Origin of the sequence: Pseudomonas syringae KCTC 12500 (assembly GCF_000507185.2) — a bacterium.
GTDB lineage: Bacteria > Pseudomonadota > Gammaproteobacteria > Pseudomonadales > Pseudomonadaceae > Aquipseudomonas > Aquipseudomonas syringae.
Genome location: NZ_AYTM02000002.1, coordinates 4,112,179 through 4,129,076, shown reverse-complemented (window position 1 = coordinate 4,129,076; position 16,898 = coordinate 4,112,179). Strand labels below are relative to the sequence as shown.

The 16,898-nt window shown below is 56.4% G+C and carries 20 protein-coding genes; 3 read left to right on the top strand and 17 right to left on the bottom strand.

All coding sequences use genetic code 11. The features are described from left to right. Position 1: 1 nt before the first annotated feature. From queE to V476_RS18740, 15 genes are all read right to left on the bottom strand, one after another. A complete protein-coding gene (gene queE, locus V476_RS18810; protein ID WP_011267001.1) occupies positions 2–649 on the bottom strand; it encodes a 7-carboxy-7-deazaguanine synthase QueE in 648 nt (215 codons plus the stop codon). A 171-nt stretch (positions 650–820) separates the two neighbouring features. Continuing rightward, a complete protein-coding gene (gene ybgF / locus V476_RS18805; protein ID WP_004418664.1) occupies positions 821–1,639 on the bottom strand; it encodes a tol-pal system protein YbgF in 819 nt (272 codons plus the stop codon). A gap of 6 nt (positions 1,640–1,645) precedes the next feature. Next, on the bottom strand, positions 1,646–2,149 hold the full coding sequence (pal, locus tag V476_RS18800; RefSeq protein ID WP_003314369.1) for a peptidoglycan-associated lipoprotein Pal: 504 nt from the start codon (positions 2,147–2,149) through the stop codon (positions 1,646–1,648). A 52-nt stretch (positions 2,150–2,201) separates the two neighbouring features. Further along, a complete protein-coding gene (gene tolB, locus V476_RS18795; protein WP_217997604.1) occupies positions 2,202–3,452 on the bottom strand; it encodes a Tol-Pal system beta propeller repeat protein TolB in 1,251 nt (416 codons plus the stop codon). Positions 3,453–3,499: 47 nt separating this feature from the next. After that, positions 3,500–4,570, bottom strand: coding sequence for a cell envelope integrity protein TolA (gene tolA / locus V476_RS18790; protein WP_003314366.1), 1,071 nt, complete (start codon positions 4,568–4,570; stop codon positions 3,500–3,502). Beyond that, entirely contained in the window at positions 4,570–5,034 is a 465-nt protein-coding gene (tolR, locus tag V476_RS18785; protein WP_002554654.1) for a protein TolR, read from the bottom strand. Before tolR ends, tolA begins: the two co-directional genes overlap by 1 nt. A gap of 14 nt (positions 5,035–5,048) precedes the next feature. Beyond that, a complete protein-coding gene (tolQ, locus tag V476_RS18780; RefSeq protein ID WP_002554655.1) occupies positions 5,049–5,744 on the bottom strand; it encodes a protein TolQ in 696 nt (231 codons plus the stop codon). Then, entirely contained in the window at positions 5,734–6,201 is a 468-nt protein-coding gene (gene ybgC, locus V476_RS18775; protein WP_024960241.1) for a tol-pal system-associated acyl-CoA thioesterase, read from the bottom strand. The genes tolQ and ybgC overlap by 11 nt, the downstream gene beginning before the upstream one ends. A gap of 134 nt (positions 6,202–6,335) precedes the next feature. Beyond that, positions 6,336–7,397, bottom strand: a complete 1,062-nt coding sequence (ruvB, locus tag V476_RS18770; protein ID WP_003409396.1) for a Holliday junction branch migration DNA helicase RuvB — start codon at positions 7,395–7,397, stop codon at positions 6,336–6,338. Beyond that, complete coding sequence (ruvA, locus tag V476_RS18765; RefSeq protein WP_003364731.1) at positions 7,398–8,006, bottom strand: Holliday junction branch migration protein RuvA; 609 nt, start codon at positions 8,004–8,006, stop codon at positions 7,398–7,400. A gap of 86 nt (positions 8,007–8,092) precedes the next feature. Next, complete coding sequence (ruvC, locus tag V476_RS18760; RefSeq protein WP_003314361.1) at positions 8,093–8,617, bottom strand: crossover junction endodeoxyribonuclease RuvC; 525 nt, start codon at positions 8,615–8,617, stop codon at positions 8,093–8,095. A 130-nt stretch (positions 8,618–8,747) separates the two neighbouring features. Beyond that, entirely contained in the window at positions 8,748–9,494 is a 747-nt protein-coding gene (locus V476_RS18755) for a YebC/PmpR family DNA-binding transcriptional regulator (protein WP_003339485.1), read from the bottom strand. A 116-nt stretch (positions 9,495–9,610) separates the two neighbouring features. Beyond that, complete coding sequence (aspS, locus tag V476_RS18750; RefSeq protein WP_002554661.1) at positions 9,611–11,386, bottom strand: aspartate--tRNA ligase; 1,776 nt, start codon at positions 11,384–11,386, stop codon at positions 9,611–9,613. A gap of 292 nt (positions 11,387–11,678) precedes the next feature. After that, positions 11,679–12,023, bottom strand: a complete 345-nt coding sequence (locus V476_RS18745) for a ribbon-helix-helix domain-containing protein (protein WP_003314357.1) — start codon at positions 12,021–12,023, stop codon at positions 11,679–11,681. A gap of 341 nt (positions 12,024–12,364) precedes the next feature. Further along, the gene (locus V476_RS18740; RefSeq protein ID WP_003314356.1) at positions 12,365–12,838 is read right to left on the bottom strand and encodes a Dps family protein; all 474 of its coding nucleotides are present in this window, start codon (positions 12,836–12,838) and stop codon (positions 12,365–12,367) included. Positions 12,839–13,319: 481 nt separating this feature from the next. On the opposite strand from V476_RS18740, the gene V476_RS29095 reads away from it, so the two are divergent. After that, positions 13,320–13,928: a cold-shock protein gene (locus V476_RS29095; protein ID WP_024960242.1), complete on the top strand. Its 609-nt coding sequence runs from the start codon at positions 13,320–13,322 to the stop codon at positions 13,926–13,928. Between the two features lie 65 nt (positions 13,929–13,993). Here V476_RS29095 and V476_RS18730 read toward each other — a convergent pair whose 3' ends face one another. Both V476_RS18730 and V476_RS18725 read right to left on the bottom strand, forming a co-directional pair. Continuing rightward, entirely contained in the window at positions 13,994–14,200 is a 207-nt protein-coding gene (locus V476_RS18730) for a SlyX family protein (RefSeq protein WP_003304583.1), read from the bottom strand. After that, positions 14,197–14,628: an HIT family protein gene (locus V476_RS18725; protein WP_016567431.1), complete on the bottom strand. Its 432-nt coding sequence runs from the start codon at positions 14,626–14,628 to the stop codon at positions 14,197–14,199. Before V476_RS18725 ends, V476_RS18730 begins: the two co-directional genes overlap by 4 nt. 413 nt (positions 14,629–15,041) lie before the next feature. On the opposite strand from V476_RS18725, the gene V476_RS27485 reads away from it, so the two are divergent. Beyond that, positions 15,042–15,341: a hypothetical protein gene (locus V476_RS27485; protein WP_162839170.1), complete on the top strand. Its 300-nt coding sequence runs from the start codon at positions 15,042–15,044 to the stop codon at positions 15,339–15,341. Between the two features lie 144 nt (positions 15,342–15,485). Then, positions 15,486–16,832, top strand: a complete 1,347-nt coding sequence (locus V476_RS18720) for an OprD family porin (protein ID WP_024639923.1) — start codon at positions 15,486–15,488, stop codon at positions 16,830–16,832. Positions 16,833–16,898: the final 66 nt, after the last annotated feature.

The window sequence follows — 16,898 nt, the reverse complement described above, 5'->3', positions numbered from 1 at the left end:
ATCAGCGCCCCGGCTCGTCATCCCAAAGAATTTTATGCAGCTGCATCTGCAGGCGTACCGGCAGGTTGTCAGCCACGATCCAGTCCGCCAGATCGCGACCCTTGAGCTCGTGGTGACTGGCCGAGAACAGAACTTCGCCCGCACGACGATCGAGGCCGTACTGAATCAGCTTGGAAACGGCCCAGTCGTAATCCTCACGCGAGCAGATCACGAATTTGACCTGATCGTTGGCCGTCAGCAGTTCCATGTTCTCGTAACGATTACGCGAGACCTCTTTTGACCCTGGGGTCTTGAGGTCGACTACGCGACTGACACGAGGATCCACCGCCGAGATATCCAAAGCACCACTGGTTTCCAGAGACACTTCATAGCCCGCGTCGCAAAGACGCTTCAGCAATGCAATGGCATTGGGCTGGGCGAGCGGCTCGCCGCCGGTGACGCAAACGTACCGAGGGCGATAGGAAGCCACTTGCCCAAGAATGTCGTCCAGCGTCTGAATGGTGCCGCCGCTGAACGCGTAGGCACTGTCGCAGTACTGACAGCGCAACGGGCAGCCGGTAAGGCGAACAAATACGGTGGGCAGGCCAGCCGTACGGGTTTCACCCTGCAACGAGTGAAAGATTTCGGTGATGCGTAATGTGTCTTGCATATCAGCCACGGGCGTAACAGCTAAACAGGCCGTCCGCCTCCGTCAGGCACTTCAAGGGACTCGGCAATCGCGGAATCCAGAAAAGCGTAAGGTGTACCGGAATTTCGGGTGCGAGATTCTAACGAAAAAAGCCGCGACTAGCGCGGCTTTCTTGATCAGCGGGTCAGAACATCAAAGGCGCTGGAGATCTCGTTGCGCCAATTGTGCAGCTGAAGTGCCCGGATACTGGGCAACGACCTGCTGCAATATGCCTTTTACCTTATCGGTATGACCCAGACGGCGTTCGACATCAGCCAGCTTGTACAGCGAATCAGGCACCTTGGCATGCTTGGGATACTGCTGACTGACTTTGGCGAACGCCTGACCAGCGCCCTGAAGGTCGCCTTTGGCCAGGTTTACTTCACCCAGCCAGTATTGGGCGTTGCCCGCATACGAGCTGTTTGGGTATTTGCGCAGGAAAGCGGTGAAGGCCTGACTGGCCTTGTCGAAATCCTTTGCCTTGATCAAATCGAAGGCTGCTTCGTAATAAAGCTTTTCCTTCGCCGGATCAGGAGGCTCAGTGCCTGCTGCCGGTGCCTGCTGAGCCGCTGAGGCCGAAGGCGTCCCGCCGGCGTCGATAGCGCCACCAGCAGGTTGGGAATTATTGGTAGCCGGAGCGGCTGCGCCACTGGCTATACGTTGATCGAGTTCCTGATAACGCTCCAGAGCTTCCTGCTTCATGCGCTGGATGTCATTTTGCTGGACCTCGACAACACCGCGCAAACGCGCGATTTCGTCCTGCATTTGCTGCAACTGCATGAACAGCTGACCTTGTGCCGAGGCAGGGGCCGTAACCCCTCCCCCGGCATAGGCGCCGGACGTGCCATAACCCGCTGGCGGATAACTGCTGCTGCCAGAGCCAGAATTGTTATCGACCACAGGTGCCGCACCCAACGCTGAAAGCGGAAGGGCGAGGGCCAAAACGGTTAGAGCACGTCGGCACGTTCGCATGTCAAATTACTTACGCAGTTCGACGCGACGGTTTTGAGCCCAGGACTGCTCGTCGTTGCCGGTAGCAACTGGACGCTCTTCGCCGTAGGAAACCAGTTCCAGCTGAGCTGGGGAAACACCTTGCAGTACCAGGTAGCGCTGAACGGCTTTCGCACGACGCTCGCCCAGTGCCATGTTGTACTCGCGAGTACCACGTTCGTCGGTGTTGCCTTCCAGAACAACGCGAGCGCCGTTAGCTTTCAGGTCTTTGGCGTGCACGTCCAGGGAGCGCATGGCTTCTGGCTTCAGGTCCGAACTGTCGTATTCGAAGTAGAAGGTGGTGATTGCGCGCAGAGCAGCTTCTTCGCTCAGGGAGCCGTCAACAGCACCCGAGTTGGCGCCGTAACCAGCGTTAGGATCAACAGCAGCACCGCCTGCACCGGCATTGTCGCCGCCTTTGGACGAGCAACCTACAGCTACAGCCATGGCCAGAGCCAGCGCAGCAAATTTACCAAACTTCAGCATTTCCATCTTGAAACTCCTAATGAACCCCAGTGTGTTAAGCAAATCGTGTAGCGCCGCGTCAGTTCAGGTAAGGGGACCAGGAAGGTTCTCTGACTTCGCCTTGAGCGGTAGGAAGCGGGAGCCTTACGCGTCCGTTAATGGACACGAGCATCAAGACTCCCCGGCCCTGCTGGCGGGTGGCGTAGATTACCATGGTGCCGTTGGGCGCAACAGTAGGCGACTCATCAAGGTTGCTATCTGTGAGGATTTTTACGCTACCGCGGGCCAAATCCTGCACTGCTACCTTGAAATTAGTGAAGCCGTCCTGCCGGTGAATCATTACCAGCGTCTTTTCATCGGCTGACAATTTCGGGTTGGCGTTGTAGTTACCCACGAACGTTACACGTTCGGCACCGCCGCCATTGATATTGGTCTTGTAGATCTGTGGCTTGCCGCCACGGTCCGACGTGAAGTATAGCGTAGACCCGTCCTTGCCGAAGAAAGGTTCAGTATCAATCGAAGAATCGTTGGTGACGCGGCTCAATTGACGCGACGCCAGATTGATCACATAGATCTCCGGGTTGCCATCCTTGGACAGCACGAACGCCAGCTTGCTGCCATCCGGCGACCAGGCAGGCGCGCCGTTCAGACCTTCGAAGTTGGTGATCTGTTCGCGACGACCGGTGTCGATGTGCTGAACAAAGATGCGTGGACGCTTCTGTTCGAACGAGACATACGCAATACGCTTGCCGTCCGGCGCAAAACGCGGCGACAGGATTGGCTCACGGGATTGCAACAGGGTTACCGCACGAGCACCGTCGTAATCCGAACGCTGCAGGGTGTAACGCGTGTTGTTCTCCGAGAAGCGTTCGGCCGTCACGTAAAGCATACGAGTGGAAAACGCACCCTTGATACCGGTGAGCTTCTCGAACGACTGGTCTGCAATGTAGTGCGCCATGTCGCGCAGCTGATCATTGGTACCCGACACGTTGCCGGTCAGCACTTGCTGCTCGGTGGCCACGTTGAACAGTGCGTACTGGATCTGCAGACGTCCGCCAGCAGGCGTGATGTTGCCGACCATGACGTACTGGGCACCCAGCGCTTTCCAGTCACGGAAAATGACTTCACTGGCCTGGGTCGGCAAGCTGATCATGTTCTGCTTCGGGATCGGCGCGTAGTAGCCGGAGTTGCGCAGATCGTTGCTTATGATTTCGGCCATGTCCTCAGGCAGGACGTTACCGACCTGCCATCCGAAAGGCACAACAGCGATGGGCGCTGCACGGTCACTGCCGCTGGTGACCAGAATGTTCTTTTCTTCTGCCGACACCATTGCGGATGCGAAACAGAGAACGACCAGCAGTCCTCGAAAAAGGTTGATCACAAGGCTAGATCTCCAGGTGTGAATGTCATCTTGAATGAACGATAGGGCGCGAAGTCAGCCGGCTTCAGACCCTGCATTTCTGTCAAACGTCCAATGTTCTTCACCGCAGCAACCGCAGAGCTGTCAAACGGTCCGTCGCCACTGGATTTGGCAATCGATACAGAGGCAATCGTACCGTCGGGCAACATCCCGATCTGCAACGTTACCGACATGTTGTTACGTGCCGATGGTGGACGACTCCAGCCTTCGGAAGCCCTGACACGAATCAGGTCATCGAAACTGCCAGCCGTTTCATCGCCCCGCTCGTCAGCCAAAGCCTGTTGCCGCTCCGGTTTGTCGGACAGCAAATCGGCCAGTGCCTGCGCCTTCTTGTCTTCAGCGGATTTGCGAGCTGCTTCCTGCGCCTTCTTGGCGGAATCGGCAGCGGCTTTTTTCTTCGCGTCCTCGGCAGCCTTTTTCTTGGCGTCTTCTGCGGCCTTTTTCTTGGCCTCATCAGCAGCCTGTTTCTTGGCTTCCTCGGCAGCAGCTTTCTTGGCGTCTTCTTCGGCTTTTTTCTTCGCCTCTTCTTCGGCCTTTTTCTTGGCTATATCAGCCTGTTGCTTATCTTCAAGCTTTTTGGCGTCGGCAACCTTCTTGGCTTCATCGGCTTTCTTGGCATCGTCAGCCTTTTTGGCCTCCTCTGCTTTCTGTTCGGCCTTTTTGGCTTCGTCGGCAGCTTTCTGCTCTTCGGCTTTTTGAGCAGACTCTTCTTTCTTTTGTTCCGCAGCTTTTACAGCTTCCTGTTTTTGCTGCTCGATCTTTTTCTGCTCCAGCTGTTCGACTTCTGTTTGTCGCGCAGCGGTTTTCTTCGCCTCACCGGCAATCTTCTGGTTGGTCTGGGTAGTGGCCTGGCTCTTGGACTTGAGCTGATAGAGCGTTGCCTGAACGATAGGCTTGGCTTCGGGCAGATCCGGAGTCATGGCAAAGCTGACGAACAGCATGCCGAAAATCAGAATATGCAATGCCACGGCCCAGACACTGGGCCAGAAGTAGCTTTCCGAGGCGGACGGCTCTCGAATCGGCTGCATCAGGGTGCCTCGGTAATCAAGCCAACATTCCCGACCCCAGCCTTCTGCAGCCCGCCCATCGTGCCCATGACCGAGCCGTAATCGACGGTCTTGTCACCACGAATGAAAACCTGCGTCTGCTTGCCTGCGTCACGACCGGCGGCGACGATCTTGGTCACTGCGGCGGTCAGCTGTGGCAGGGTCATTGCCTTGTCCATCTGCTTGTCGGTATCGACTTCGCTGCCAAGGTTCCAGTAATAGGTCTTGTCAGCCTTGATCGAAATGGTCAGGACCTGATTGTTGTTGTCTTGCGGCAAAGCCTCGCTGGAGACCTTGGGCAAGTCGACTTTCACGCCCTGGTTGATCATGGGAGCCGTGACCATGAAAATCACGAGCAACACCAGCATCACGTCGATGTAGGGCACTACGTTCATTTCGGCGACCGGCTTGCGTTTTCTGCGACGATCTCGAGCGATTAAAGCCATGGGGAATTACCTGCTCACTCTTCGCTGGTGTGCACTTTACGGTGCAGGATGGCCTGGAACTCGTCAGCAAACGTGTAATAACGGCTGATCAAGGTCTCACTGCGTGCGGCGAAACGGTTGTAGGCAATAACGGCCGGAATGGCTGCAAACAGGCCGATGGCCGTTGCAATCAGTGCTTCGGCAATGCCCGGTGCCACGGTAGCCAGCGTTGCCTGCTGCGCAGTCGCCAGACCGCGGAAGGAGTTCATGATCCCCCAGACAGTACCGAACAGACCGACATAAGGACTGGTAGAACCGACGGTCGCCAGATACGGCAGACCAGCTTCGAGTTTCTCTTCCTCGCGGGAGATGGCAACACGCATGGCGCGCGCCACACCTTCCATGACCGCATCAGGATCGACGCCGGACTGCTGACGCAGACGCGAGAACTCCTTGAAACCGGCACGGAAGATCTGCTCGACGCCCGAGTCCGGATCGGGATTGCTGCCCGCCTGACGGTACAGCTTGGACAGATCGATGCCCGACCAGAAACGCTCTTCAAAGCTGTCCAATGCACGTCGACCTGCGCGCAGCATATTGCTGCGCTGAAAAATCACGATCCACGAAGTGACCGAAGCAGCTACCAGAATCAGCATTACCAACTGAACAACAATGCTGGCATTGCTGACCAAACTCCACATGGAGGAATGGTCGACGACGTTAGCTTCCACGCTTTATCTCCTGCTCTGAATGTATGCCCGCGCCGCCCTGGTCGGCGAAGGCCGCTCGCAGAGCTTCGGGAATGGCCCGGGGTTTAAAACTATCGGCGCGTACACACGCCACCAGAAACTGCCCTTCACAGAGCAGCGTTGCATCCGACGCCCGCCTGATCTGCTGTTTAAAGCGCAGGCTGACGCGATTCAATTCGATTACTTCTGCACTGACGAGCAGCTCGTCATCCAGCCGCGCCGGCTTGTGATAACGAGCCTCACTGGAGTGCACGACAAATAAAAGGTTTTCCTGCGCCAGTTCGGATTGGGCAAAGCCCAATTCCCGTAGCCGCTCGGTACGAGCCCGCTCCATGAATTTCAGATAATTGACGTAGTAGACGATGCCGCCGGCATCGGTGTCCTCGTAATAAACGCGACAGCGATGTGCGAACGACTGAACCCCGTTTTGCGCGCGCATACTCTAGAGCTTACTCCTCAGGTTGCCAATCGGGTCAGGCAACTGTTTTTCAACGTTTTGCCACTTAGTTACAGGTATCGGCGGCAGGACTGGCAATGTGACCACGCAGACTGCAAATAAATTGCAAAGCATCGCTATAAATCCACAGGCTCGTCGCCAAAATCATCCGGTACCGGTATCTCGCCCATCCTCGACGGGATATTCAGGCCGAAATGCAGATACGCATGCCGGGTCACCACACGCCCTCGAGGTGTGCGCATGATATAGCCTTGCTGGATCAAATAGGGCTCGAGTACGTCTTCGATGGTATGACGCTCCTCGCTGATGGCCGCCGCCAGGCTGTCCACGCCCACCGGACCACCGTCGAACTTCTCGATCATGGTCAGCAGCAAACGCCGGTCCTGATGATCGAAGCCGTGCTCGTCGACGTCCAGCAGGTTGAGGGCCTTGTCGGCTGTCTGCCGGGTAATCTGCCCATTGCCACGAACCTCGGCAAAATCCCGTACGCGACGCAACAGGCGGTTGGCGATACGCGGCGTGCCACGGGCGCGCCTGGCAATTTCGAAAGCGCCCTGCGGCTCGATGACCAAGCCCAGAATGCCTGCCGAGCGCGAGACAATCGTCGAAAGATCGGCGATGTTGTAAAACTCGAGTCGCTGCACGATGCCGAAGCGGTCGCGCAACGGATTGGTCAGCATGCCGGCACGAGTGGTCGCGCCGACCAGCGTGAACGGCGGCAGATCAAGCTTGATCGAACGCGCTGCCGGACCCTCACCGATCATGATGTCGAGCTGGAAGTCTTCCATTGCCGGGTACAGCACTTCCTCGACGATCGGCGACAGACGATGGATCTCGTCGATGAACAGCACGTCATTGGGTTCGAGATTGGTCAGGATCGCGGCCAGATCGCCGGGCCGCTCGAGGACCGGGCCGGACGTACTCTTGATCGACACGCCCATTTCCTGGGCGATGATGTTGGCGAGCGTGGTCTTGCCCAGGCCGGGCGGACCGAAGATCAGCGTGTGGTCCAGCGCTTCGCTGCGACCACGGGCAGCCTGGATGAACAACTCCATCTGCTCGCGTACAGTCGGCTGGCCGATGTAGTCCGCGAGGCTCAGTGGCCGAATCGCGCGGTCCATCTGTTCATCACGATCACGGCCACCCGTGGCGGTTATCAGGCGGTCGGCGTCTATCACTTAACCCATCCCCTTCAACGCACGGCGAATCAGATCCGCACTGCTCAAATCTTTTTCCTTGATGGCGGAGACAGCCTTGCTCGCCTCCTGAGGTTTGTAGCCCAGCGAAATCAGTGCGCTGACCGCATCGGATTCTGCCGACGCTACAGGCTCAGCCTGATTGGGGCCATTGGAAACCAGCGTAAAGGTGCCTGGCAAGGACTCCCAGGCCTTGAAACGATCCTTGAGCTCGACCAGCAGACGCTCGGCGGTCTTCTTGCCCACGCCGGGAATGCGCGTCAGCGCCGACGTGTCCTGCGCCTGCACGCAACGCACCAGCTCATCGACTTCCAGACCGGACATCAGCGCCAGTGCCAGCTTGGGGCCGACGCCATTGAGCCGGATCAGCTCACGAAACAGCTCGCGCTCGCGCTTTTCGTAGAAGCCGTACAAAAGGTGCGCGTCCTCGCGGACCACCAGGTGGGTGTGCAACGTCACCGTCTCGCCAACATGCGGCAACCGGTACAGGGTGGTCATCGGCACTTCCACCTCATAGCCGACACCGTTGACATCCAGCACCAGATGCGGAGGCTGCTTTTCGGCGAGAGAGCCGCGTAAACGTCCAATCACGTTTCAGATCCTTTCGTGTTGCCTGTCGCTCGCGCGAAGAAGTTGAACACCGTCATCATAGAAAATATGCGGACACATAATGCCAGTCAGAGCCGCAAGCGGCCGCCGCGACTGCGCGCAGTGGCCAACCCGTGAGGAATCAGACTGGAGCGCGTATGCGCGTGGCACAGGGCGATGGCAAGGGCATCGGACGCATCGATTTGCGGCTTTTGGGTCAGCTTGAGCAGATGCATGACCATCATCATCACCTGCTCTTTATTGGCACCGCCGGTTCCTGCAACGGCCTGCTTGACCTGGGTTGCGGTGTATTCGGCAATTTCCAGCGCTTCTTCGGCACCCGCCACGATGGCTGCGCCCCTGGCCTGCCCCAGCTTCAATGCCGAATCGGCGTTACGCGCCATGAAAACCTTCTCGATGCCCATCGTCACCGGTCCGTAGGTCTTGATGACCTCCCGCACACCGCGATAAACGATCTGTAAACGCTCGTGCAGCTCGCCGCTGCCAGTGCGGATGCAGCCCGACGCAACATAGACACAGCCGCGTCCGGTGTCGCGTACCACGCCATAGCCGGTGATTCGCGAACCGGGATCGATACCAAGAATAAGAGTCATAACGCCTGCAGCTTGAGAAGGTCACGCAAAACAATAGGTGCAGCATAAAGGCAGAAGCCGGGGGCCGATAGCTGCGTGTTGCTCACAGCTTCGTTCCCCCGGCTTCCGACCTGGTGTTGCCTGTGAGCGATCAGCCCAGCTGTTCCATCACTTCGTCCGGGATTTCCGCGTTTGAATAGACGTTCTGCACGTCATCCAGGTCTTCAAGCATATCAATCAGCTTGAGTACCTTTTCAGCGGTTTCCAGATCAAGCACAGCGCTGGTGGTCGGCAGCATGACGATCTCTGCATCTGCAGCCTTGAAGCCTGCTGCCTCCAATGCGTTACGCACCGCATAAAACCCGGAGAACGAGGTGAACACATCGATCGAGCCGTCTTCGTTGGTCACGACATCGTCAGCATCGGCCTCCATGGCAGCCTCGATCAGCGAATCCTCATCGACACCGGCAGCGAAGGAGATCTGGCCCTTGCGATCGAACAGGTACGCAACAGAACCGTCGGTGCCGAGATTGCCGCCGCACTTGGTGAACGCATGGCGTACAGCCGCCGCGGTACGATTGCGGTTATCGGTCATGGTTTCGACCATAATCGCCACGCCGCCCGGACCGTAGCCCTCGTACCCTAGTTCTTCGACATCATCACCGTCGGAGGCCCCTACCCCTCGCGCCACCGCACGATCAATGGTGTCACGGGTCATGTTCGCACCAAGCGCCTTGTCCAGCGCCAGCCGCAGACGCGGGTTGGAACCGGGATCACCGCCACCTTGACGCGCGGCAACGGTCAGCTCACGGATCCACTTGGTGAAAATCTTGCCTTTCTTGGCATCCTGACGCTCTTTGCGGTGCTTGATGTTCGCCCACTTAGAATGACCTGCCATTTTTCGCTCCAGATTCTTTTTGAAACACCTTCACCTTTCGCCCTGAAGGACCGGGCAAAAAGCTTCACTCAATAAGGGCAGATGCAGGGCGTATCGACGATACGCCCTGCCCGGCATCACTCGGCCTTCGGCTGCTCGCGCAGACGGATGTGCAGCTCGCGCAACGCTTTGGCATCGACAACGCCAGGCGCCTGGGTCATGACATCGGCCGCGCTCTGGGTTTTCGGGAACGCAATCACTTCACGAATCGATTGCGCGCCGGTCATCAGCATTACCAGACGGTCCAGACCGAAAGCCAGACCACCGTGCGGTGGCGCGCCGTATTTCAAGGCATCGAGCAGGAAGCCGAACTTCTCCTGCTGCTCGTCTTCGGCAATGCCCAGCAGACGGAAGACCGCCTGTTGCATTTCCTTGCGATGGATACGGATCGAACCGCCGCCCAGCTCGGTGCCGTTGAGCACCATGTCGTAGGCACGGGACAGCGCGGTCGCCGGGTTGGCTTCCAGCTCTTCAGGCGTGCACTTGGGTGCCGTGAAGGGGTGGTGCAACGCGGTGAAGCTGCCGTCGTCGTTTTCTTCGAACATCGGGAAGTCAACGACCCACATCGGTGCCCACTCGCAAGTGTGCAGCTTGAGGTCATTGCCGATCTTGATACGCAGCGCACCAAGGGCCTCGCTGACGATCTTGAACTTGTCCGCACCGAAGAAAACGATGTCGCCATCAACCGCACCAACGCGATCGAGGATGACGTTCAGGTTGTCTTCCGGAATGAACTTGACGATCGGCGACTGCAAGCCTTCCGGCCCCTTCGCGCGCTCGTTGACCTTGATGTAGGCCAGACCCTTGGCACCATAGATGCTGACGAACTTGGTGTAGTCGTCGATCTGGCTGCGCGCCATGCTGGCGGCGCCCGGTACACGCAGTGCGGCAACGCGTCCCTTGGGATCGTTGGCCGGGCCGCTGAACACCTTGAATTCCACGCCGGTGAGCTGATCGGCAACATCCACCAGTTCCAGCGGGTTGCGCAGGTCCGGCTTGTCGGAACCGTAGCGGCGCATGGCCTCTTCGAAGGTCATGTGCGGGAAATCACCGAACTCTAGGTCCAGAACTTCCTTGAACAGCTGACGAACCATCTTCTCGGTCAGACCGATGATGTCCTCTTCGTTGAGGAAGCTGGTTTCGATGTCGATCTGGGTGAATTCCGGCTGACGGTCAGCACGCAGGTCTTCGTCGCGGAAGCATTTGGCGATCTGGTAGTAACGGTCGAAGCCAGCCACCATCAGCAGTTGCTTGAACAGCTGAGGCGATTGCGGCAGGGCGAAGAAGCTGCCCGGGTGTGTGCGGCTTGGCACCAGATAGTCGCGAGCGCCTTCCGGGGTGGCGCGGGTCAGGATCGGCGTCTCGACGTCGAGGAAGCCGTTGTCATCCAGATAGCGACGGATACTGGTAGTGATGCGCGAACGCAGACGCAGCTTCTCGGCCATTTCCGGACGGCGAAGATCGATGAAGCGATAACGCAGGCGTGTTTCCTCGCCGACGTCGGAATACTCGTTCAGCGGGAACGGCGGCGTTTCGGACTCGTTCAACACCTCGAGCTCGTAACCCAGAACCTCGATCGCGCCTGACGCCATGTTCGCGTTCACGGCACCTGCCGGACGAGCACGAACCTTGCCCACGACCTTGACCACGTACTCGCTGCGCACGCGATCAGCGGCAGCGAAGCTGTCGGCACGATCCGGGTCGAACACGACTTGAGCCATGCCTTCACGGTCGCGGATATCGAGGAAGATAACGCCCCCGTGGTCACGACGACGGTGGACCCATCCGCAAAGGGTAATTTCCTGGCCTTCCAGACTCTCGTTCAGTTGGCCGCAATAATGGCTGCGCATCATGATGGTGTTTTCACTTCTCGTAATTCGAATTCGGTGGCGATTTCGCTCCTGGCTTGCGCTCAGAGGTACAAGGCACCGGCACAAGGCTAAAGCCGGCCCTGGCCCACGCAGAGTCACGCCCGCTAGCAAGACGGAGGATTATATAGAGTTAATTGGCACCGTGCAGCCGGACGAACCTATTAACGACCGGATAAGCTCATGATCCCCCCGCGCAGCCGAGCCGTTCGCTCGCGCTGCGGGGGAAAGCGCAGGCCCACCTGAGCGAGCCCACAGGAATGAGGATAAAGCCACGCTAGACGTGAGAATTTTCCAGGCAGTCGCCCTTCAAAAGATGCGCCACACAGACAACACGAATCAAACCACTGAAATTCTTCACGCCCCCGTACCGTAAGTGAACCTCCCGATCAATGTAGGACAGCACCGCATTGACGGAGCACTCATTACTACTGGCGATACCTGAAAGAATGTTCCAGTACACTTTCTCCAGACGCAGGCACGTCGCCAGGCCGTTAAGTCGAACGGATTTTGAGTGCGGCTGCGCCAGCGTCATATTGAAATCCTCGACAAAAGGATCATGGCGTATTTCCACCTCTCGGTGGAGCAACTTAAGCTCTCGCTCAGCACTTCGTAACATCATAACTGCCACCTTCGAATCATTGAATTTTAAACACCAAAAGAAATATTCAAAAACAAATAAATGTCCCGATGTATAAAACATGATTGGCGATTTTATAGCCAGAAGCCCCTACACGTTATCACTGTAGGAGATGGCTACAGGAAACAACGGAATATCGTTATTAACCTTGAAGGGGGCGCCAATAAAAGCGAGGAAAACTGCAGAGCAGCGCGCGACTGTTGGGCCTCGGCTTGCCCGAGCAATTGCGCAATGAAAGCAGGTGCAGGAAGTGACAGGTGTGACGGGCGAAGAACAACTCAGGAACGGGACGAGTGGCACTTGAAGCCACTCGTCCCTGGCCGTTACTTGGACTCGAGCATCGAGCGCAGCATCCAGGCGGTTTTTTCGTGCACCTGCATGCGTTGCGTCAGTAGGTCAGCCGTCGGCTCATCACTAACCTTATCCAGAAGAGGAAAGATACTACGAGCAGTACGGACAACAGCCTCTTGACCCTGCACCAGACTTTTGATCATATCTTCAGCACTGGGCACGCCTTCTTCTTCCTTGATGGAAGACAGGCGCGCATATGTCGAATAAGTACCCGGCGCCGGGAAGCCCAGAGCACGAATACGCTCGGCAATTGAATCAACCGCCAGTGCCAGCTCGTTATATTGTTCTTCGAACATCAAATGCAGCGTGCGAAACATCGGCCCGCTGACATTCCAGTGAAAGTTGTGAGTCTTGAGGTAAAGCACATAAGTATCCGACAGCAGATGCGACAGACCGTCCACGATCGATTTGCGATCCTCTTCACTGATACCGATATCGATTGCCATGTTTCATGCCCTTTTGGTGAGGATTGAAAAGCAGTAAAGACGACTACTCTATCAAGAGAACCCGAATGGCGCAGCTTTCCGTTGGCAGGATGCTATCTGCTGGCAGCGAACTACGCCTCTGCCAGGGCTATTCACACGGGGCTGCAGCGGGCGTCCGGGCCAGAAAATACCTGCGTGCCTGAAGGAGTCGTCAGCAAAATCCGTGAGACGCTCTGTTTCGCGCATCTACAGAGCTAGCGGCAGAGCGACTAAAGGACAGCGGGCTGCCAGCGTCGGACAGGCACGCGCACCATTATCGATTGCTGATTTGAGTAGGATCAGGCTTTGCTGTTAAATACACGCCGTGTCGCCAACGAGTTGTGATCCAGCGCTGGCACATAGGCCGGCCCAGCGTCCGTGCATCACGCCTCATCTTTTTCAGAAGCGTACCGGGCGTTACCAGCTATTTCTTGTAATCCTTCTTGCATGTGAGCTTTTTAAAATGTTGAAAATTGTCCATTTGGTAACGGGAGCAGCAGCCCTGTTGCTTTCTTTCATACCGAGCCTGCGTAGTGAAGCGGCATCTCTCTACCTGCAAAATCCTGACGCGATCTGCCTGGCTTTTCTAGGGCTGCTTAACTTGATACTCGCTCCGGTCATTCCTTACTGGAATAGAGGTCCGCGTCATAATCTGCAAAATCTGGTCAGTGCATTGCTTGTCATTGCGGTAATCGTACAAACGCTAACCTTGCTTGTTCCTCTACCCGGCATCGCCGGTCAACCGGCTATTCTGGCGAGTCTGGCTGTCGCCATCGTAGCCGTCGCCCTGCACCTGAGCGTCAGCTTCTACAGGTCTTACACCCCTTCGTCCGCGCCACAAAGCCACGACATGGGAAATCGTGATACTGGCACCGTAAAGTGGTTCAACACCTCCAAGGGCTTCGGCTTCATCTCCCGGGATTCCGGCGACGATATTTTTGTGCATTTCCGAGCCATTCGCGGTGAGGGTCATCGCGTACTGGTCGAAGGACAGCGCGTCGAGTTTTCCGTAATGAACCGTGACAAAGGCCTGCAGGCCGAAGATGTCATTGCAGCCCTGCCCCGCCGCTGATTGTTTCAAGCAACAAAAAAACCGCGACCTCCTGACGGAGGTCGCGGTTTTTTTATGGCAGCCCATCAATAATGAGGTGGCGGAGCATCTTCCTCGAAGGTCTCGAACTGACTGCCCATTTCCTCCTGACGCTTGAGCATCGCCGCCATCTGCAGTTGCAGATGATCAAGCTCGCGCTGCTGCTTTACCAGCACGTCATTGAGTGCCTGAATCGTATCGTCCTGAAAGGCCATACGGCTTTCAAGCTCCATGACTCGCTCTTCAAGGCTCATGATTGCTCCTCCTCAAATCGAAAATCATTTGTCAGTACCGGCTTCAGTTGTCGACGGATTGCCGAGAGCTGTTCGTCAGTATAAGCGATGGCAGCATGCTTGCCCCACACAGGCGCAGGCCAGGCGGCATCGTCACGCTTGCGCACGATGACGTGCATATGCAGCTGGCTCACCACGTTACCCAACGCGGCAACGTTGATTTTATCCGCATCGAAGAGCTCGTTCAGCACCTTGGCCAACGCACTCGTCTCCTGCCAAAACTGCATCTGGTCTGCTGCACTCAGCTGAAAGACTTCGGTGATATCTGCGCGGCGCGGCACCAGAATGAACCAAGGGTAGTGGCTGTCGTTGGAGAGCAGCAACCGGCACAGCGGAAAGTCGCCAATCGGCAAGGTGTCTTGTTGAAGACGAGAATCCAGAACGAACACGATAAATAGCTCCTGACTGCCAGGTGAATGCACCTGCCCTGTCGGTAACAGGGTGCTGCGATAGGCAGTCAGGATACTAGGCTTCGCGCAAGGCTTCACCTGTGCACCAGAATGCATCCACTGCAACGGTCGCCGCACCGATTTGACGCCACTGACTGACCGCGGATCCCGCTGTAAACAGCCTCACCTTAAACCACCGCCTTACAATTGCCTGCCTCGCGTACATGAAAATGAAACATTCATTGCCTCACCATGACCGCCGGCCAGAGCAGTGCTCCAGGTTCAGGCAAGCTCAATGGGGACTGCACCAAAATCACACACTGCTGTTGCGACAGCAACACAGCAGATTCGTTTTCTACTCAACGCAAGCCGATACCGGTAACGTTTTTGGGCGATAAGGGCAGCACCCACTCTTGACGAAGAAAAGCGAGAGGTATTTTAAAAAAATAAAAATAGTCAATAAAAACAGTCAGATGGAGCAAAAAGGCGATCCTGATTCTGATTTTTCACAAAGTTTTTTCATTTTCGGAAACTTTGTGCACGCTTGTTGCTTTATCACCCATATGATGACGGCAACCCTGGCGGAAAACAGGGGTACCAGAATCAAGGGAAACAAGGCTTGCGACCCCGGGGGACGCTGTGACGGACCGCGCGTTGACCTGTCGGACAATGCGCAAAATGCCACTACAGGCCAGCCCGGCAGCGCGTCGTAAAGATTCTGAAAGGATAAGGCTGTAGCTATAGCAACCCAAGTCAGCGTGATATAGATTCCGCCGACAAAAATAGAAAGAGCCGCCCAGATAAAAAAACAGGTGGGACGGCAGACAAATCTTCTAAAAACCAAAGGAGCAATCACGATGAGAGTGATGAAGTGGAGCGCAATCGCACTGGCCGTTACGGCAGCCAGCGCCCAAATGGCAACAGCCGCACCTTTCGTCAGCGATCAGGCTGATGCCAAGGGCTTTGTGGAAGGCAGCACGCTTGACCTGAAGTTGCGCAATTACTATTACAACCGTGACAAGAAAAACAACCCTGCTCCAGGCGGCCGCAGTGACAAAGACTGGACCCAGGGCATCTGGGCCAACTTCAGCACCGGCTACACTCAAGGCACCATCGGTGTAGGCGTTGAGGCATTCGGCTATGGAGGCCTCAGGCTTTGGGGTCTCGACAAATACTCAGGCTCTGGAAACCTGGTCACTGACGCCAATGGTGATAACGAGGCTACGCAGGGCAAGCTGGGCGGCGCTGTAAAATTCCGCGTATCGAAGACTGAATTGAAAATCGGTGACATGCAGCCTACCAGTCCAGTATTTGCGGTTGGCGGATCACGCCTGCTACCTCAAACCGCTAGTGGTCTAAGCCTGCAAAGCAGTGAGATTGCAGGTCTTGATCTTGAAGCAGGACACTTCTACTCGGGCACAAGCCAGGATGACACCAGTCACGACGGCAGCATCTGGGCAACTTACGCAAATGGCTTCAACGGCCTGAAAGCCAGCAGCGCAGATTTTGTTGGCGGCAAGTACGCAGTGACCGACGGTTTGGGCGTAGCTTTCTATGCAGCCAAACTCGAAGACATCTGGGATCAGTACTACGGTAACGTGAACTACGCATTACCTTTGGGGAATGATCAGTCACTGGCTTTCGACGTCAACCTGTACCGCACCCTTGACGAAGGCAGCGCTAAAGCCGGGTCGATTAACAACACCACTTACTCGGCATCGGCAGCCTATTCATTCCTGGCAGCGCATACCATTACCGTTGCGTACCAGAAAGTCGACGGCGATACACCGTTCGACTACATCGGTATAGGCGACAACAATCGTGGCGGCGACTCGATTTTCCTGGCCAACTCCGTTCAGTACTCCGACTTCAACGGTCCAGGCGAGAAATCGTGGCAAGTGCGCTACGACCTGAACATGACGCCTTACGGCGTTCCTGGCCTGAGCTTCATGACCCGCTACCTCAACGGTGACAACATTGATGGCACCAAAGTAGATGCGTCCAGTGCCTATGCCAACATGTATGGAGCTGACGGCAAGCACCACGAAACCAACCTTGAAGCCAAATACGTTGTACAGACTGGCCCGGCCAAAGACCTGTCCTTCCGTATGCGTCAGGCATGGCACCGTGGTAACGATGCCCAGGCAGATGGCGACGTCAACGAGTTCCGCCTGATTGTCGATTACCCTATCTCGATCCTGTAATCACCGCTCAGCACTCGTTAATAGAAGAAGCCCGGCATATGCCGGGCTTTTTCATGAGCCCATGAA